An 18,828-nucleotide genomic window follows, 5' to 3' on the forward strand; every position below is an offset into this window, starting at 1 on the left:
AACGGGGGAATGCCGGAATGATGGCTTCCGCAACGCGGACACGTCCGGCCGGGAACACTCAGGCGCCCGGGGCTCCCGGGCCCGGCGGCCCACGGGCCTCCCGCCGCGGTTCACGCACTCCCTCCCCGGGGGCCTCGGGCTCCGGTGGAGCGGCTTCGCCGCGGCTGAACGGACGGGCCGGACAGTTCGGTTCGTTCCGATTGCAACAACTCGTACTGATCGAAATCGCGGCCGCGCTGCTCGTGGCGGCCTGGGTCGTCGAACCGCTGCTGCTGGTTCCGGCCGGAGTGGCCGCCGCGATCCTGATACTGCTCGCCGTCGTCCGCAGGCACCGCCGGTCGCTGCCGGAGTGGCTGAGCACGGTCTTCGCCCTGCGCGCCCGGAGCCGCCGGGCGGCCTCCCTCGTCCTGCCGGCCGGCACGGAGCCGGGGCTCGCGCCCGCCGTCGAGTGCGAACCGGCGCTGCGCACGTACTCCTTCAGCGACCGCGACCGGCGCCCGGTCGGCATGATCGGCGACGGTACGTTCCTGACGGCCGTCGTCCAGGTCGAGTCGGACTCCACGGCACTGCGGCCGGACCGCTCGGCGCGGCCGCTGCCCCTCACTCTCGTACGCGATGTGCTCGACGTCGACGGAATCCGCCTGGAATCTGCACAGATCGTGCAGCACACCCAGCCCGCGCCGGCCCCGCACCTGCCCTCACAGTCGGTCGCCGCACGGAACTACGCGCCCCTGCAGGCCCAGACGGGTTCACCCGCGCTGCGGATCACCTGGATCGCCCTCAAGCTGGACCCGGAGCTCTGCCCGGAAGCGGTGCAGGCACGCGGCGGCGGCATCGTCGGGGCGCAGAAGTGCGCGGTACGGGCCGCCGACCAGCTGGCCAGCCGGCTGACCGGGGCCGGGTTCCGCGCGACGGTGCTGACCGAGCAGGAGCTGACCTCCGCGATCGCGACGTCGGCGTGCGTCAGCCCGCTGGCGATGGCGCAGGCCAGCCGGACGGAGACGCCGGGCCGCCGCACGGAGGAGACCTCGCGCACCTGGCGCTGCGACGACCGGCGCCATACGACGTACTGGGTCGGCCGCTGGCCGCAGTTGGGCGGCGGCGGTGCCTCGATGCCGCAGCTGGTCGCGCTGCTCACGTCGATTCCGGCGCTCGCGACGACGTTCAGCCTGACGCTGGGCCACGGCGACCGCTCGGAGGTCTCGGTCACCGGGCACGTCCGGATCACCGGGCGCAGCGACGAGGAACTGGTCGCCGCGCGCCATGAGTTGGAGCGCACCGCGCGCGGCGTGAAGACGTCGCTGGTGCGACTGGACCGCGAGCAGCTGCCCGGCGTGCTCGCCACGCTGCCGCTCGGGGGTACCCGCTGATGTCCACACCTCCGAGCACCCGGGCCCGGCTGGGCTTCGGCCTGATCGGACCGCGCCGCAGCCGGCACGCGGTCTCCTTCGACGAGCTGGCGTCACTGGGCCTGCCGGTCGGCGACGACGGCACGGTGATCGGTGTGGACGCCGAGGGACGCCCCGCGGTGCTGGGCATCAACCGGCCCACCCCGTACGAGGTCACGCTGATCGGCGGCCTCTGGACGGCACAGGTGCTGGCGCTGCGCGCAGCGGCCACGGGCGCCCGCATCGCCGTGGAGACCGGCCGGGCGGCCGCCTGGACGGGGCTGGCCCAGGCGGCGGGCGGCGGCCAGCCGTGCGTCTCGCTGCACGACGTGGGGCGGGTGCCGCCGCAGGGCGCTTCGGCCGGTTCGCCGGTCGTCGTGGTGCGGGACTGCGGGATGCGACCGCCGCGCGGACGTGTGGTGGCGGGCCCCTGGCAGTCGGTGGTGACGCTGCTGCCGTATCTGAGCCCGGTGGCACCGCGTCTGATGGAGAAGTCGGCGCTCGTCGGTGTCCAGCGGGTCTCACCGGACGAGGCGGCGCAGATCGGGCGCATCCTGCGTCTGTCGGCCTCCGAGGCGCAGGCGCTGTCCACCCTGGCCGACGGCGTCACCCTGTGGTGCGCGGACCGTGACCGGCAGTTCGTGATGACGCAGGCGACCGATGCCGAGACCGGATTGTTGGGCAGCGCGCGCCGGATGGACTGAGGGGTCCCACGCGGCTCCACGCGTACGGGAGGCTCCGCGTCCCCTCCGCAGATATCCGCTTTCGCCCGTTTCTGTCCTCACCCTCAGCCGCTCGGGGCTCACTTGGACGCGGTGTGTGACCAACTGGGACGCTTCTTGCGACCCGGTACGGCCTGCCGTAGTGAGCCCGATGGCGATTAGGGTGGGTGAGGGCGCGGCAAATGAACCTGTGGACAGGTCATGCGCGTCGCAAGGGGGAGAGCCGGGCGGATCGGTCAACGGGAACGGTCGCCCCCACCCACCACGGCACAAGGGTGCTCGACCACACCAGGAGGCAAAGTGAACGGCGATCGGGACGAGATCCGCGGGGGATGGAACACGCCCGCCGACGAGTCGTCCGACGCAGATCCCGCCGAGCTGACGGGTGAGTTCACCATCGACTACACCCCTCCCGCCTGGTATACGCAGAACGCTGCGGGGGACTCGTCGGGCGGCGCCGGTTCGCATCTCGCGCCGCCTCCACCGCCCAACGGGGCGCCGGTATCCGTACCGGGGCTTCCGGCGGGGAGCGGTTTCGAGCCCAACTGGGCACCGCCGCGCTCCGAACCGGCAGCGGCGGCGGGGCCCGCGTCCGGTACCGGCCCTGCGGACGGTGAGGCACCGGCTGCACCGGAGCCTGCCGCTCCGTCGGTGCCGTCGGTGCCGTCGGTGCCATCAGTGCCGTCGATGCCGTCCGCATCGTCTGCGTCGTCCGCCTCGTCCGCCGAGCCCGGCGGTGCCGGTGCCGCGTCCGAGCCGTTCGGTGGTGGCGACGTGGAGAGCGGCGCGACCATGCGGTTCTCGCCCGCGGCCCTGAAGCGGGAGATCGCGGAACGGGAAGCCGCGGCCGGGGCCGAGGCCGCGATCTCCGGATCGGGGCCGGCACCCGACGCGAGCGCGGAGACCGGTACGGGCTCCGGCCAGGGCTCCGGCCCAGGCTCCTCGGACGGCCAGGACCGGCCGGCACTCGTCGGCGCCCCGGTGACGGACGAGTCCGCCGACGCACCGGCAGCCGGGTCCTCGGACGAACCGGACGCCGCTCCGGACGCCTCAGTTGAGGAGCCCGCTCCGGCTGCCGCTGATCCGGTCGCCGACGCACCGGGGGACACCGAGCCCGCCGCCGCGGCTGTCGTGCCCGCCGTACCGGCCGACGAACACGCGGACGCCCCTGTGGACGTAATGCCCGCTGACGCGCCCCAGGACGTCGCGCCGTCCCACGCGCCGGCACCCTGGTCCCCCGCGCCGCCCGCCCAGGGCGCCCTGCCACCGCTGCCGCCCGCCTTCCAGCCGGCCGCACCGCAGCCCACCGCACCCCAGGCCGCGCCGCAGTGGCCCGCACCGGTGCCTACGAACGAGGCACCCGGCGGTTACGGATTCCCGCAGCCGCCCCAGGCGCCTCAGCCGCCACAGGGGCCGGTTCCGGCGGTACAGCCCAACCTCCCGGCTCCCCAGGGCGGTTACGGATTCCCCCAGGCACCGCAGCCGCCGGCGCCCCAAGCGCCTCAGCCGCCGCAGGTACCGCAGCAGCCTCAGCCCCAGCCCCAGCAGCCCGGCCAGGGCGGCTACGGGTTCCCGCAGGCACAGGGCGGTTACGGATTCCCGCAGCCGCCCCAGGTGCCCCAGGCACCCGCCCCTCAGCAGCCGCACTTCCCCGCGCAGAGCGCACCGCTGCCTCCGCAGAACCCGCAGAACCCGCAGAGTGCGCACAACCCGCAGGCACCGCAGCAGCCGGTCCATGGGACGCCCAATCTGCCCGCCCCTCTCGCTCCCAGCCCGCAGCAGCAGCCCGAGCTCTACCAGGCTCCGCAGCAACAGCCCCCTCAGCACCACCAGCAGTACCCGCAGCACCAGGCACCGCAGAGTCCCCCCGTGGATCCGCGAACCGGAAACGCCTGGCCCACCCCGGTCACCCATGACCAGCGCGAGCGCTCGGTGCCGGGCGCTCCGCTCGGGTACACGGCCGCCGTGGAGCTCTCGTCGGACCGCCTGGTCCGGGGCAAGCAGAAGGCCAAGAGCAGCCGCAACCCCTCCGCCGCCGCCCGTTTCAAGTTGGGCGGCAAGAAGGAGGAGGTCGAGCGGCAGCGCAAGCTGGACCTGATCCGTACGCCGGTGCTGTCCTGCTACCGGATCGCGGTCATCAGCCTCAAGGGCGGCGTCGGCAAGACCACGACGACGACCGCGCTCGGCTCGACGCTGGCCACCGAGCGGCAGGACAAGATCCTCGCCATCGACGCCAACCCGGACGCCGGCACGCTCGGCCGCCGGGTGCGCCGCGAGACCGGGGCCACGATCCGTGACCTGGTCCAGGCGATCCCGTACCTCAACTCGTACATGGACATCCGCCGCTTCACCTCGCAGGCGCCCTCCGGTCTGGAGATCATCGCCAACGACGTGGACCCGGCGGTCTCCACGACGTTCAACGACGAGGACTACCGGCGCGCGATCGATGTGCTCGGCAAGCAGTACCCGATCATCCTGACGGACTCGGGCACCGGTCTGCTGTACAGCGCGATGCGCGGGGTGCTCGACCTCGCGGACCAGCTGATCATCATCTCGACGCCGTCGGTCGACGGTGCGTCGAGCGCGTCGACCACACTGGACTGGCTGTCGGCCCACGGATACGCGGACCTGGTGCAGCGTTCCATCACCGTCATCTCCGGGGTCCGCGAGACCGGCAAGATGATCAAGGTCGACGACATCGTGCAGCACTTCGAGACCCGCTGCCGCGGCGTCGTCGTGGTGCCGTTCGACGAGCACCTCTCGGCGGGCGCCGAGGTCGACCTCGACATGATGCGGCCGAAGACCCGCGAGGCGTACTTCAACCTCTCGGCGATGGTCGCCGAGGACTTCGCCCGCGCCCAGCAGCAGCAGGGGCTGTGGACCGCGGACGGCAGCAGCCAGCCGCCGCAGTACGCCCCGCCGATGCCCGGGCACCAGACCCCCGGCCAACAGGCGCCGGGGCAGCAGATGCCGGGTCAGCAGCCGTACGCACCGCAGCAGCAGCCGGGGCAGCCGCAGGCCGGGCAGCCCTACCAGCCGTATCCGCCGCAGCAGCCGCAGCACCCCCAGCAGCCGTACCCGCAGCAGCCGTACGGTGGACAGCAGCCCCCGCAGCAGCAGCCTCCCCAGCAGCCGTACCCGCCTCACCCCGGTCCCGGTGCGCAGCAGAACGGCTGGCAGCAGTCGCTGCCCTCGCAGGCCCAGTCGGGTGCGGGTCCGGCCGGCGCTCCGCCCGGGCACCAGCGACATGACGGCCGGTCAGGAGAGTCGGAACTGCAGGGTCCGGTACCGCCGGCAGGGTGGCAGCAGCAGCCTCCGCAGCCCCCACCAGCCCCTCAGCAGTAGGGCAGTAGAGGTCTAAACCAATGAGGGCTCGCATCGTTCACACGATGCGAGCCCTTCTTGCATTCCCGCAGCCCACACGCCGTTTGGCACACCGTTGACGCGGCTCGACCACCGCTGATAAACCTTCGCTTCACCAGCTGGCGAACCAAAGATCTGCCCGCCTTCTCCATGCGAGTCATGACGCGAGGTCAACGTCCCATGGTCACAAGAGTTCCACCCCGCTCCCCCCGCCCACGCCGCAGCGTGCGTCTCCTCCTGGCCTCCGGCGCCGCCGCACTGGCGCTCGCCGCCGGTTCGGTCGTACCGGGAACTCCGCTCGTACCCGCGCCGCAGGAGGCGCAGGCCGACGACAGCGGCAAGACGACCCTGACGGTCGCGGTCGCCCAGAGTGTCGACTCCCTGAGCCCGTTCCTCGCCCAGCGTCTGCTCAGCACGAGCATCCACCGGCTCATGTACGACTACCTGACCAACTACGACGCCAAGGACAACCACGCGATCCCCGCGCTCGCCACCAAGTGGGAGCCGTCGGCGGACAAGTTGACCTGGACGTACACCATCCGCTCCGACTCGAAGTGGTCGGACGGGCAGAAGGCCACCGCGGAGGACGCCGCGTGGACCTTCAACAAGATGATGACCGACGAGGCCGCGGCCACGTCCAACGGCAGCTTCGTCGGCAACTTCAGGAAGGTGACCGCGCCGACGCCGGAGCAGCTCGTCATCGAGCTGAAGGAGCCGCAGGCCACCATGGCCGCGCTCGATGTGCCGATCGTGCCGAAGCACGTCTGGGAGAAGGTCGGTGACTTCTCCAAGTTCAACAACGACACCACGTTCCCGATCGTGGGGAACGGTCCGTTCATCCTGACGGACTACAAGGTCGACAGCTATGTGAAGCTCAAGGCGAACAAGGACTTCTGGCGCGGCGCGCCCAAGTTCGACGAGATCGTCTTCCGCTACTACAAGGACCAGGACGCCGCCGTCGCCGCCCTGCGCAAGGGCGAGGTCTCCTTCGTCGCGGGCAGCCCCAGCCTGACGCCCGCTCAGGCCGCCTCGCTGAAGACCGCGAAGAACATCAAGGTCAATGACGCACCCGGCCGGCGCTTCTACGCGCTGGCGACCAACCCGGGCGCGCGCACGAAGGACGGCACCAAGTTCGGCGACGGGCATCCGGCCCTGCTCGACCAGAAGGTCCGTCAGGCGCTCTTCATGGCAGTCGACCGCGAGACCATCATCGACAGGGTCTTCCAGGGCCACGCGGTGGAGGGCGAGGGCTACATCCCGCCGCGCTTCTCGGAGTACTTCTGGAAGCCGACCGCCGATCAGAAGCTCAGCTACGACCCGGCGAAGGCCGCGGCAATGCTCGACGAGGCCGGCTACAAGAAGAACGGCGCGGGCAAGCGCGTCGGCAAGGACGGCAAGCCGCTCGACTTCCGCATCCTGTGCCACGCCACGGACCCGAACGACAAGGCGATCGGCAAGTACCTCCAGGAGTGGTGGGGCGACCTCGGCATCGGCCTGAAGGTCGACTGCATCGACAACGTCTCCGACCCCTGGTACGCGGGTGAGTACGACCTCGCCTTCGACGGCTGGTCCGTCAACCCGGACCCGGACTTCGTGATGTCGATCCACACCTGCGCCGCCCTGCCGGCCAAGCCGAAGGAGTCCGCGGCGACGGACAACTTCATCTGCGACAAGCAGTACGACGAGCTCTACGCGAAGCAGCTGGCGGAGTACGACCCGGCCAAGCGCGCCGATCTGGTGAAACAGATGGAGTCGCGGCTGTACGACACCGGGTACATGAATGTCATGGCCTATCCGAACGCCGTCGAGGCGTACCGTACCGACCAGATCAAGTCGATCACGACGATGCCGTCCGCCGCGGGCAACATCTACGGCCAGGACGGGTACTGGAGCTGGTGGTCGGCGGTTCCGGCCGCCGGGGCGTCGAGCGGTTCCTCCGACAACGGTGGCAGCTCCACCGGAGTCCTCATCGGGATCGGTGTCGCCGTCGTCGTCCTCGCCGGTGGCGGGCTGCTGTTCGCCATGCGTCGTCGTTCCACCGCGGAAGACCGTGAATAGTCCATGAGCACAGACAGCACACCCGCGCTGCTGAAGAGCGCGTCGGGCGTGGACAGTGCGCAGACCGACGGCCCGGCTCCGGCCGGGCCGTCGGCCCGCGGTCCGCGATCCCGCAGCACGAGCGCCTACCTCCGCTATGTGGCGGGCAAACTGGCCGGTGCGGCCATCTCCCTGTTCGCCGTGCTCCTCACCAGCTTCTTCCTCTTCCGGCTCATCCCCGGCGACCCGGTGAAGCAGATGACCGGCGGCCGGCAGGTGTCCACGGAACAGATCGCCGCGATGCGCCGCGAATTCGGCCTGGACCTGCCGCTCTGGCAGCAGTTCACCGAGTACTGCGGCAAGGCGCTCACCGGGGACTTCGGCACGTCGTACCAGTTCCGCGCCCCGGTCATGGACAAGATCTCCGAGGCGCTGCCCGCGACCCTGCTGCTCACCGGCACCGCCTTCGTCATCTACACGGTGATCGGCATCTGGCTGGGTGCCAGGTCCGCCTGGCGCAACGGCTCCTTCGGGGACCGCTTCAACACGGCCTTCGCGCTGACGCTGTACTCGGTGCCGTCCTTCTGGCTCGGGCTCCTGCTGATCATCACGCTGTCGGTGGGCATCGGCCCGATCCCCGGGATCTTCCCGACCGGCGGCATGGAGTCCGGCAACGAGAGCGGTCTGGGGTACGTCCTCGACGTCGCCCACCATCTCGTGCTGCCGGTCGTCACCCTCGTCGCCGTCGAGTACGCCCGCACCCTCCTGGTGATGCGCTCCTCGCTGCTCGACGAGATGGGCAGCGACTATCTGACGACGGCCCGCGCGAAGGGGCTGCGCGACGATGTCGTACGCCGCCGCCACGCCGTGCCCAACGCGATGCTGCCGACCGTGACCCTGCTCTTCGTGAATCTGGGCAACACGGTGGCGGGTGCCATCCTCGTGGAGACGGTGTTCTCCTGGCCCGGTCTCGGCGGGCTCTTCTACCAGGCACTCAGCGTTCCCGACCTGCCGTTGGTGCAGGCGCTGTTCTTCGTCTTCGCCGCCGCGGTGATCCTGATGAACACGCTCGCCGATGTGATCTATCCGCTGCTCGATCCCCGGGTGGGCCGATGACCGTCTCGACCGATGCCGTGCGGAACAGCAGTCCGCGCTCCCTCACCTGGGCCCGCCGCCGCCACGCCGTGTCCCGCTTCTGGCGCCAGTACCGCACCCACCGCGCGGGCCTCGCCGGGCTCGCCGTACTCGGGCTGATCACTCTCCTCGCGATCGCCGCTCCCGTACTGGTGGGTGCGGACTCCCAGAGCGTCACCGGGGCCACAGGCGGACCACTGGAGTCACCCAGCGCCGAATTCCCCCTGGGGACCGACCAGTTCGGCCGCAGTCTGCTGGCTCTGCTGCTCTGGGGCACGAGGGTCTCGCTGACCGTCGGCCTGCTCGCGGCATTCCTCTCGGTGGCGATCGGCACGCTGGTCGGCATCACCGCGGGGCACTTCAAGGGCTGGTACGGGACCGTGATCATGCGGATCACCGACTGGTTCCTCGTCATGCCGACCCTGGTGCTCGCCATCGCGCTGGCCACCGTGCTCTCCCGGTCCGTCTGGACGACGATCCTCGCGATCGGTGTGACGACCTGGCCGACGACCGCGCGACTGGTCCGCGCCCAGACCCTGTCCGTCGAGTCACGCCCGTACATCGAGCGCTCCAAGGCACTCGGTGGCGGTCACGGCCACATCATGTCCCGCCACGTCCTGCCCAATGTGATGCCGCTGGTGCTCTCGCAGACCACGCTGGTGATCTCCACCGCCATTCTCACCGAGGCGACCCTGGCCTTCCTCGGGCTCGGCGATCCCACGATCGTCTCCTGGGGCGGACTGCTCCAGGACGCCCGGGAAGCGGGCGCGGTCAGCTCCGGGAACTGGTGGTACCTCGCTCCGCCCGGACTCGCCATCGCCGTCGTCGCGCTCGCGTTCACGCTGTGCGGCCGCACGATCGAGTCCGTGCTCAACCCCAAGCTGGGGGTGACCCGTTGACCACATCTGAGCCGACGACCGGGCAGCCACTGCTCGACGTCAGGAATCTCCACGTCACCTACGGCTCGGGGGCCTCGGCCGTCCCCGCCGTACGCGGCATAGACCTGCGGGTCGATGCGGGCCAGAAGCTCGGCATCGCCGGGGAGTCCGGCTGCGGGAAGTCGACGCTCGCACTCGCGCTGCTGCGGCTGCTGCCCGCCTCCGCGACCCTCACGGGCGAGATCCTGCTCGACGGCGAGGACATCCTCGCCATGAAGTGGGGCCGGCTGCGGGCGGTCCGCTGGGCCGGGGCGTCGATCGTCTTCCAGGGTGCGATGCATTCGCTGAACGCCGTGCACCGCATCGGGGACCAGATCGCCGAACCGATCCTGCTCCACAAGAAGGCGACACCCGGCGCAGCCCGGAAGCGGGTTGGCGAGCTGCTGGAACAGGTCGGGCTGCCGGCGGCGCGCGCCGACGCGTATCCGCACGAACTCTCCGGTGGCCAGCGCCAGCGCGTGATGATCGCGATGGCCCTGGCCTGCGATCCGCGTCTCGTCATCGCCGACGAGCCGACCACCGCGCTTGACGTGATGATCCAGGCGCAGATCCTGCGGCTGATCGAACAGCTCGTCGCCGACCAGGATCTCGGCCTGATCATGATCAGCCACGATCTCGCGGTGCTCTCCGACACCTGCGACCGGCTCGCCGTGATGTACGCGGGCCGGGTCGTCGAGGAGGGCCCGGCCAAGCAGGTGTACGAGAACGCCTCGCACCCCTACGGCAACGCGCTGTCCGCCGCCTTCCCGAGGATCGGCGACCTCTCGTCCCGGCACGCCCCGCGCGGTCTGCCGGGCGACCCGCCGGACCCCTCGTCGCTTCCGTCCGGCTGTACGTTCCATCCGCGCTGCCCGGTCGCGCTGGGCACCTGCGCCACCGAGGACCAGCCGCTGCGGAGCGCCGGAGCCGGGCGCAGCGCGGCCTGTGTGCTCGTCGGGCCCGGCGGCGGGCCGGCCCTCGAAGCGGCCGCCGAGGAAGCAAGGAGCACGACATGACCACCACTCCCCTGCTCAGTGCGGAGGCCCTGAAGGTCACCTTCCCCGGCCGGCGCGGCGCCGACCCGGCCCGCGCAGTCGACGGGGTCGACCTCGACATCCGGCCCGGCGAGATCGTCGCCCTGGTCGGCGAGTCCGGCTGCGGCAAGACGACCCTGGCCCGTTCGCTGCTGGGCCTGGTCCCGCCGTCCGCCGGCCGGGTCACCTTCGGCGGCGAGCCGCTGAACTACTCGGGCCGCGCCCTGAAGGCGTACCGCAAGCGGGTCCAGCTGGTGCTCCAGGACCCCAGCGGCTCGCTCAACCCCCGGCACACGGTGTACGACGCGGTGGCGGAGGGCCTGCGTATCCACGGTTACCCGGGTGACGAGCGGGAGGCGGTGGCCCAGGCGTTGTCGCGGGCGGGGCTGCGGCCTCCGGAGCGGTTCTTCCTGCGGTATCCGCACGAACTGTCCGGCGGTCAGCGTCAGCGGGTCGTGATCGCCGGCGCGCTCGTACTGGAGCCGGAACTGATCGTGGCCGACGAGCCGGTGGCGTCACTGGACGCGTCGGTGCGCGGCGAGATCCTGGCGCTGCTGCTGAGGCTCCGCGACGAGCTGGGTCTGTCGGCGCTGGTCGTCACGCACGACCTGGGCCTGGCGTGGAACATCGCGGACCGGGTGGCCGTGATGTACCTCGGCCGGATCGTGGAGACCGGTGAGGTGGAGCAGATCCTGACCGCGCCCCGGCACCCGTACACCCAGGCCCTGTTGTCCGTGCTGCCGGAGGCCGAGGGAGAACCGGTGATCCTCACCGGTGAGCCGCCGGACCCGTCGAAGGTGCCGTCCGGATGCCGGTTCCACGCACGCTGCCAGGTCCTGGCCTCGGGCGAGGCGGAGCGGGCGGGGGTGGCCGACGCATGCCGTACGAAGGATCTGCCGGTGCTCGCGGGCGGCGGGGCGACCCAGGTCGCGTGCCACTGGGCGGGAGCGGCGTAGACCCCGGCCGCACAGCTACGGCACACGGCCTCGGACCGATCCGGTCCGGGGCCGTGTGCCGTAGGTCTGCCTGGCGTGCCGTCAGGCGCGGTTGTCGTGGGCGGCGATCAGCTCGCTGGAGCGCTTCACATCGGCGGCCATCGCCACGAGCAGCTCGTCGATCGAGTCGAACTTCATCATGCCGCGCACATAGGCGAGGAAGTCCACGGCCACGTGCAGCCCGTAGAGTTCGAGGCCCACACGGTCGATCGCGTACGCCTCGACGGTGCGCTCCGTACCGTCGAACTGCGGGTTCGTGCCGACGGAGATCGCGGCGGGCATCGCCTCGCCGTTCACGTGCAGCCAGCCCGCGTACACGCCGTCGGCGGGGATCGCGGTGTGCGGCAGCGTCTCGACGTTCGCGGTCGGGAAACCCAGCTCGCGGCCGCGCTGCGCGCCACGGACGACGACGCCCTCGACGCGGTGCGGCCGGCCGAGGATCTCCGCCGCGCCCGTCACATCGCCCTCGGCGATCAGCCGGCGGGTGAGGGTCGAGGAGAACGGCTCGCCGCCGCCCGCCTCACCGCTCACATAGAGGTCGACGACCTCGACGGTGTAGTCGTACGTCCCGCCGAGCTCGGTGAGCAGTTGCACGTTCCCGGCCGCCCGGTGCCCGAACCGGAAGTTCGGGCCTTCGATGACCGCCCGCGCGTGCAACTTGTCGACCAGCACCTTCACGATGAAGTCGGCCGGCGACAGCTTCGAGAATTCGGTCGTGAACGGCAGGATCAGCACCGCGTCCACGCCCAGTTCCGCCATCAGCTCGGCGCGCCGGTGGTGCGGGGCGAGCAGCGGCGGGTGGCTGCCGGGGCGGACGACCTCGCTGGGGTGCGGATCGAAGGTGACGACCACGGCGGGAATGCCCAGCTCGCGCGCCCGGTCCACGGCCCGGCCGATGATCAGCTGGTGCCCGCGGTGCACACCGTCGTAGGAGCCGATGGTGACGACGCTGCGTCCCCAGTCCTGGGGGATGTCCTCCAAGCCACGCCAGCACTGCACTGTGACCGCTCCTCGCCCGAACCCGTGTACGTGCCTCTGTCCATTACGCAGGTCTAAGACTGCCATGCTCACGTCCCATGGCCTGCATCGGCACCGTCATCGCACGCTGTGACCTCTCCAGGGCCTCCAGCGTCCGCCGGGTACTGGGCCCGACGACGGCCGCCCACTCCTGCGGGGCGTCGGTCAGCCAGCCGGTGACGAGGCCCGCGAAACCGGGTACGTCGCGGGCGAGTTCGACGAGCCGGCGGTCGAAGCGCGAGGCCCCTTCCGGGGTCCGTACCAGGAGCATGCCGGTGCGGTGCACCAGCGCCCTCGTGCGGACCTGCGGGCGCGCCCCGGAGCCGGTGGCGGCGGCGTGCAGGAGGGCGTCGAGCACCTCGGGGTCCCTGCCGGTGTCCTGCTCGAACTCCAGCAGCACCTCCAGGAGCTCGGCCCGCAGCGGACGCGAGGCGCTGCTCCCGGGTGCGGCCAGCACCCGGGCGAGGGCTCCGCGCACGGGCGGCGGCGCGGGCCGGTCCCGCAGCAGGCCGGTGACCAGGGGCAGCAGCAGGGCGCGGGCGGCCGGGCCGTGTTCGAGCCGGGCGTCGACGTACGCGGCGGGCCCCGCCCCGTCCCCGGGGTGGGCGCGGATGTACTCGCGTACGAGATCGGCGGCGTGCAGCGCCAGGGCGGGGGTGTCCAGCCCGGCCAGCGCGAGGAGCACGTCCGCCGCACCCTCGTCCGGACGCGCCAGCCGCGCCCGGATCGCGGCGAGGACGGGTCCCGGGTGGGCCGGGAACACCTGGGCGAGCAGGGCCACCGGAGGCTGCGGGGAACCGGCGGCGAACACCCGCAGGGCCTGCGGCAGGTAGCGGTCCCTGGTCCCCGGATCGTGTACGAGGACGGTGAGCGCCGTTCCGTGCAGCGCGGAGTCGGCGGGGCGCGCGAGCAGGTGCAGGGCGGCGCCGCGCAGCAGGGCACGGTCGGCGTCCGAGACGGCGCGCCCGAGGAGGACGGGGGCGTACGTCGCGGCGGCGGCCCGCCGTCCGGGCCGGTCCTCGTCGCGCGCCCAGCGCTCGACGGCCCGGCAGAGCGCCGACGGCTCGTCCTCAACGAGGGTGCCCAGCAGTTCCCCGGCGCGCGGATGCGGGGTGCCGACGAGCGCGTCGGTCAGTGCGTCGACGTCCAGGTCACGGCGGGCGTACAGCAGAGCCTGCGCGGCGGCTGCCACGGTGGGCCGCGTCGGCAGGCCCTCCTCCGAGTGCAGGACGCGCTCGTCGGTGAACCACTGACAGAGCAGCGCCTGCACCGTGCGCGGGGCGGCGGAGAGCCGCCGGGCCACGGCGTCCAGGTACCGCGTGTCCCCGTCGGCGCGCGGCGCACAGTCGGCGGGCAGGAGCCGCCGCAGCAGATCGATCCGCTCCTCCTCTGGCAGCCGCAGCCGCTGCCAGAACCACGGCCCGAACTCCCCGTACGCCCCCAGCCGCGCGGGCCCGCTCCCGGCGACGGACCGCCGGGTGATGCGCCCGGCGAGCACCCGGAGCACCCCGAGATACGGCCGTGCGTCGGGCACCCGGAGCAGACTCTCGCCGAGCAGATGGGCAGCCCACCAGACGGCGTCACCTGTCCCGGCGGAGGAGGCCGGAGCCCCTCCGTCGGAGGCGGAGGCCGTGGCCCCGGCCGCCCGGCCGGGTGGGCCGGCGCCAGGGGTTCGGCTCCCTGGCGCCGTGGGAGACGCGGGGCCGACGGCCCGGGCCGCGGCGCACCGGTCCGTGGCAGGCCCGGCGGCCGGCGCGAGGCCCGCCGGGCAGGGCAGGTCCGCCTGCCCGTCCGCGACCGCTTCCCGGGCCTCGTCTGCCTGACGCCCGCCGGTGCACGGCCCCGGGGCGCCCGTGCGGCCGCCCTCACCGTGGGCGTCGGCGCCCCGCTGCCCGGCAGTTGCCCGGGTCACTTCGCGCCCGAGGCGGCCGGCCGAGATTCCGGGCGGAGCCCCCGTGGCGGTAGCGGCCGTCCGCTCGGTGTCCCCGTTTCCCGTCCGGGTGGACAGCCGGTCGATCGCCTCGATCAGATCCGCCATGCGGTGCGCGAGGGCGGACGCCCCCTGTCGCCGTCCGAGCAGGAGCATCGCCTGGATCACCGGGCCGATCCGGTGGCGGGGCACGGGCAGCGTGCGGGGCTCCTCCTGCGGCTCCGGGGCGGCCATGGGGCCCGCTTCGGGGGCGAGCCGGGGAGCAGGCACCCCGTGTCCCGTCCTCTCCGCTCGGCGCCGCGAGGAGGCCGGGCCCGTACCGTCCGGGCCCGTGAAGGGTGGTGCACCCCCCTCGCCCACGGCCCGTTCGGCCGGGGCCGGCGGCTCGTGCCAGCGGTGGACCAGGGAGCGCAGTGCCGCGTCCAGGTCCAGGTGGGCGCCCTGGACCCAGTCGCCCAGTTCCTCGTGGGCGAAGCGGTAGCCCGAGCCCGCCGGGGTCAGGAGGCCCTCCGTGAGGACGGCCGACGCCCAGCCCGTGCGCCACGGGAAGAGCTCCTCGAAGGCGGTCCGGTCCAGTTCCCCCTGCCCCGGGCCCAGGCAGCGCCGCGCCGCCTCGTGGACCTGTCCCGCCACCTTCGCCGCCAGCCGGCGTACCGCCGTGCCCCGGAGCCGCTGCTCGTCCCCCGCCGCGATCCGGACGGCGACGCGGACGCACATGAGGTCCAGATGGGCGCCGAAGACGTCCTCCGTGCCCGGCCGGCCGGGGACGTCCGGCGGCAGCGCCTCGCGTACCTCGGCCAGCAGACGCAGGGTGAGCGGATGCCGGTCGTGGCCCGGCGTGATCGCGCCCGCCGGGATGCCGTAACGCTCCCTGGCCCGCTCCGCCTGGCTCGCGGTCAGGTCCCCGAGGCGGACGGCGGGCGGCAGCCGCCTGGCGGGCCGCTCGGGGCGGTGCAGGGCGTCGGCCGGGTAGAGCTCCCCGGCGGTCTCCCAGTGCTCGGGGCGGCAGGCGACGACCATCCGTACGCCGTGGGCGCTCAGCCAGCCGGCCGTCCCCGCGGTCCACTCCGCCAGCCGGTGGGCCAGCAGCGGCGGCATCTCCTCCGGACCGTCGAGCACGACGAGCAGCGGGCTCGCGGCCCTGGTGGCGAGCGCGGCCACGCGCTCGGGAGTGGCCGCCGCCATGTCTCCCCCGGCACCGGCGGCGGCGATGATCCGCCCCGAGCGCCGAAGGGTCCGGGCCATCGCGTCGGCGACGGACGTGTCGTCGGCCAGCAGATCGGCGCCGCGCAGCCAGAGCGTGAGGGCGGGCACGGAGCCCTGCGCACGGTGGGCGGCGAGGGCGGCGAGCTCGGTGGTGCGGCCGGTGCCGGGCGCTCCCACCAGGCCGAGCACCTGCCCCGTACCCGCGTCGAAGGCGGTGAACGCCGCGGCGACCTCCGGCCGGTCGACCGGCTCCGTACGGTTGCCGGGACCGACCGGCGAGCCGACCGACGTGGCGGTCAGCTGGTGGGCGCCCGCGAGGTTGAGGTCACGTCCGTAGCCGGGCACGGTCGCCGCGTTCCGCCGCACCAGGGCCTGGAGGAGTGCGGAAGCGGGCCCCGGCAGCAGGCCCGTGAGCGGTACCGCGAGCCCTGCCGATTCGTGGTCGGCGCTCCGGGCCGTCGAGAGCACGCCGAGGACCGCACCGGTCTCCGGATCCATCACCGGCCCGCCCACGGCCGTCCCGCCCGAGCGCAGCGCGTCCCGCCCGTCGGTGCCGAGCGCCAGGACGATCGCCGCGTCGATCCGGTGGGTACGCCCCGCCGCGGTGTACGTGGCCGGGGCCTCCCCGAGCACGCGCGCCTCACGCCAGCCGTGGGCGGCGATGCGTACGTACGTACCGGTCCCGATCCGGTCCCGGACGGTCACCGGCAGCGGCCGCGCACCCAGCGCGTCGGGTCCTCCGGTGCGCACCAGGGCGAGGCCGAGCTCCGGCAGCGGCGTGACGTCGTCCGGCTCGACGGGCCGCTGCTGGCCGTCCCGCCCGTACAGCGTCAGTGGTACCGACGTGGCGACGGCCTCATGGCTGGTGACGACCGTGCCGCGGTCGTCCGCGACGAATCCCGTCCCCCGCGGCCGGCCGGCGCGATCGCAGATTCTTACCAGCTCCGGCCGGTCCCCGCTGCCCATGGTCCGACCGTAGGTCGGCATTGATCGGCGCTAGTAGCGGAGAGAGAAAACGCGCCCCCCTGCGCACCCCGTATTCACTCCGAGCGCCCGTCCATTGGGGTGAATTCACCGCGCTCAGTGGACAGAGCTCTCCAGGGGAGGGGGAACGTGGAGCGGGCACAGGGGGCACTACCCGCTCCACGGCGTGACGAGAGAGGCGGTGCGGGTCAGGCGAAGACGGCGAGGCTCTTGGCCTTGCCGTGCTGCTCCTCGACGAGCACCAGGAACTGCCCGTCGGGACCGAAGGCCGCGACGGGCCCCGGCGGATACGAGGGCATGTCCAGGCGGACCCCGTTGAGCAGCAGCTTGGCGCGCCTCTCGTCGACGTCCCAGCGGGGGAACGCCGAGGAGGCGGCCTCCGCGACGGGCATCACGGTCAGCTCCTGCTGGTGCTGGTCGAGCGTCTTGGCCATGTCCAGTCCGTACGGACCCACACGGGTGCGGCGCAGGGCGGTCAGATGCCCTCCGACACCGAGCCCGGCACCGAGGTCCCGGGCGATGGCACGGATGTACGTACCGGAGGAGCAGACGACGGAGACGACCAGGTCGACCACCGGGGTCCCGTCCTCCGCCACGGCTTCGCGCACGTCGTAGACGGTGAAGGACGAGATGGTCACCGGGCGGGCCGGGATCTCGAACTCCTCGCCACCGCGTACGCGCGCATACGACCGCTTGCCGTCGATCTTGATGGCGCTGACCTTGGACGGCACCTGCATGATCGCGCCGGTCAGGGCCGCGACGCCTGCGTCGATGCCCTCGCGCGTCACGGCCGACGCGTCGGTGGACGAGGTGATCTCGCCCTCCGCGTCGTCCGTCACGGTGTCCTGGCCGAGCCGGATCGTGCCGAGGTACTCCTTCTCCGTCAGCGCGAGGTGGCCGAGCAGCTTGGTGGCCTTCTCCACGCCGAGCACGAGCACGCCCGTGGCCATCGGGTCCAGGGTGCCGGCGTGGCCGACACGGCGGGTGCGGGCGATGCCGCGCATCTTGGCGACGACGTCGTGCGAAGTGAAGCCGGACGGCTTGTCGACAATGACCAGGCCGTCCGGCGTCTTGTTCTGCTGAGTCATACGGAGGCAGGGCCCTCGTTCTCGTCGGACCCTTCGGACTCTTCAGCCTCTTCGGCCACTTCGTCCTCGTCCTCCGGCTTGCGGTACGGGTCGGCACCGCCCGCGTACGTCGCGCCGGTCGACACCTCGCGCACCGCCGCGTCCTTGGCACGCGCCTTGTCGAGGAGGTCCTCGATGGTGCGGGCGTTGTCCGGGAGGGCGTCGGGGACGAAGGCCAGGGTCGGCGTGAACCGGACCCCGATCTGCTTGCCGACCTCGGAGCGGAGGACGCCCTTGGCGCTCTCCAGCGCGGCGGCGGAGGCCGCACGCTCCTCGTCGTCGCCGTAGACCGTGTAGAAGACCGTGGCCTCCCGCAGGTCGCCGGTGACACGAGCGTCCGTGATCGTCACGAATCCGAGCCGCGGATCCTTGATACGCCGGTCCAGGGTCTCCGCGACCACGACCTGGATGCGATCGGCCAGCTTGCGGGCCCGCGCGTTGTCGGTCACCGGTCCGTCACTCTTCCTTCTGGGTTTGCTGTGCTTGTTTCAGTCTTCGTCGCTGTGCAGCCGCCGTCGAACCGACAGCAGCTCCACCTCGGGGCGGGCGGCCACCAGCCGCTCGCACCGGTCCAGTACGTCTGTGAGGTGTCCGGTGTCCCCGGAGACCACCGCGAGACCGATCTCGGCCCTGCGATGGAGATCCTGTTCACCCGTCTCCGCCACGCTCACCGCGTACTTGCGCTGAAGTTCGGCGACGATCGGCCGGACGATGGAGCGTTTCTCCTTCAACGAACGTACGTCGCCGAGGAGCAGATCGAAGGACAGTGTCCCCACATACATGTGTGTCCGGATATCCCGCCGGTTCGGGTTCGTGCCCTGCCAGCGCTTGGCAGGGACACAAGAACCGTACACGGAACGGCCGGGGGGGGGGGGGGGGGGGAGAGAGCACCGAGAAGGGCCCCACGGCGTGGGAGGGTGATTGGCCGGGGGGGGGGGGCGGGCAGGGACCAGGGGAGTGAAGGGGATTGAGGA

At 72.3% G+C, this 18,828-nt stretch carries 13 protein-coding genes; 8 read left to right on the top strand and 5 right to left on the bottom strand.

Annotated elements, in window-relative coordinates:
* Nucleotides 1-20 precede the first annotated feature (20 nt).
* The 8 genes from eccE to ACFWSK_RS06485 all read left to right on the top strand — a co-directional run bounded on the left by eccE (nt 21) and on the right by ACFWSK_RS06485 (nt 11,551).
* Nucleotides 21-1,370: a type VII secretion protein EccE gene (gene eccE, locus ACFWSK_RS06450; RefSeq protein ID WP_383782926.1), complete on the top strand. Its 1,350-nt coding sequence runs from the start codon at nt 21-23 to the stop codon at nt 1,368-1,370.
* Complete coding sequence (locus ACFWSK_RS06455; protein ID WP_383782644.1) at nt 1,370-2,092, top strand: hypothetical protein; 723 nt, start codon at nt 1,370-1,372, stop codon at nt 2,090-2,092. Before eccE ends, ACFWSK_RS06455 begins: the two co-directional genes overlap by 1 nt.
* Nucleotides 2,093-2,410: 318 nt before the next feature.
* Complete coding sequence (locus tag ACFWSK_RS06460; RefSeq protein ID WP_383782646.1) at nt 2,411-5,455, top strand: SCO5717 family growth-regulating ATPase; 3,045 nt, start codon at nt 2,411-2,413, stop codon at nt 5,453-5,455.
* 198 nt (nt 5,456-5,653) lie between these two features.
* Nucleotides 5,654-7,531, top strand: coding sequence for an ABC transporter substrate-binding protein (locus ACFWSK_RS06465; protein WP_383782648.1), 1,878 nt, complete (start codon nt 5,654-5,656; stop codon nt 7,529-7,531).
* A 3-nt stretch (nt 7,532-7,534) separates the two neighbouring features.
* On the top strand, nt 7,535-8,626 hold the full coding sequence (locus ACFWSK_RS06470; protein ID WP_383782650.1) for an ABC transporter permease: 1,092 nt from the start codon (nt 7,535-7,537) through the stop codon (nt 8,624-8,626).
* The gene (locus tag ACFWSK_RS06475) at nt 8,623-9,543 is read left to right on the top strand and encodes an ABC transporter permease (protein ID WP_383782652.1); all 921 of its coding nucleotides are present in this window, start codon (nt 8,623-8,625) and stop codon (nt 9,541-9,543) included. The genes ACFWSK_RS06470 and ACFWSK_RS06475 overlap by 4 nt, the downstream gene beginning before the upstream one ends.
* Nucleotides 9,540-10,577 (top strand): ABC transporter ATP-binding protein, encoded by a 1,038-nt coding sequence (locus ACFWSK_RS06480; RefSeq protein ID WP_383782654.1) that lies wholly within the window; start codon nt 9,540-9,542, stop codon nt 10,575-10,577. The genes ACFWSK_RS06475 and ACFWSK_RS06480 overlap by 4 nt, the downstream gene beginning before the upstream one ends.
* The gene (locus ACFWSK_RS06485) at nt 10,574-11,551 is read left to right on the top strand and encodes an oligopeptide/dipeptide ABC transporter ATP-binding protein (RefSeq protein ID WP_383782656.1); all 978 of its coding nucleotides are present in this window, start codon (nt 10,574-10,576) and stop codon (nt 11,549-11,551) included. Before ACFWSK_RS06480 ends, ACFWSK_RS06485 begins: the two co-directional genes overlap by 4 nt.
* 81 nt (nt 11,552-11,632) lie before the next feature.
* Here ACFWSK_RS06485 and ACFWSK_RS06490 read toward each other — a convergent pair whose 3' ends face one another.
* The 5 genes from ACFWSK_RS06490 to ACFWSK_RS06510 all read right to left on the bottom strand — a co-directional run bounded on the left by ACFWSK_RS06490 (nt 11,633) and on the right by ACFWSK_RS06510 (nt 18,636).
* On the bottom strand, nt 11,633-12,589 hold the full coding sequence (locus ACFWSK_RS06490; RefSeq protein WP_383782658.1) for a bifunctional riboflavin kinase/FAD synthetase: 957 nt from the start codon (nt 12,587-12,589) through the stop codon (nt 11,633-11,635).
* 43 nt (nt 12,590-12,632) lie between these two features.
* Nucleotides 12,633-16,709, bottom strand: coding sequence for a trypsin-like peptidase domain-containing protein (locus ACFWSK_RS06495; RefSeq protein ID WP_383782660.1), 4,077 nt, complete (start codon nt 16,707-16,709; stop codon nt 12,633-12,635).
* Between the two features lie 206 nt (nt 16,710-16,915).
* Nucleotides 16,916-17,815 carry a tRNA pseudouridine(55) synthase TruB gene (gene truB, locus ACFWSK_RS06500; RefSeq protein ID WP_383782662.1) on the bottom strand — a complete coding sequence of 300 codons (900 nt, stop codon included), beginning with the start codon at nt 17,813-17,815 and terminating at the stop codon, nt 16,916-16,918.
* Nucleotides 17,812-18,303, bottom strand: a complete 492-nt coding sequence (gene rbfA / locus ACFWSK_RS06505; RefSeq protein ID WP_383782664.1) for a 30S ribosome-binding factor RbfA — start codon at nt 18,301-18,303, stop codon at nt 17,812-17,814. The genes truB and rbfA overlap by 4 nt, the downstream gene beginning before the upstream one ends.
* Before the next feature lie 39 nt (nt 18,304-18,342).
* Nucleotides 18,343-18,636: a DUF503 domain-containing protein gene (locus tag ACFWSK_RS06510; RefSeq protein WP_328906159.1), complete on the bottom strand. Its 294-nt coding sequence runs from the start codon at nt 18,634-18,636 to the stop codon at nt 18,343-18,345.
* Between the last annotated feature and the right edge of the window lie 192 nt (nt 18,637-18,828).

Origin of the sequence: Streptomyces sp. NPDC058620, from assembly GCF_042717135.1 — a bacterium.
In the GTDB taxonomy this organism is placed as follows: Bacteria; Actinomycetota; Actinomycetes; order Streptomycetales; family Streptomycetaceae; genus Streptomyces.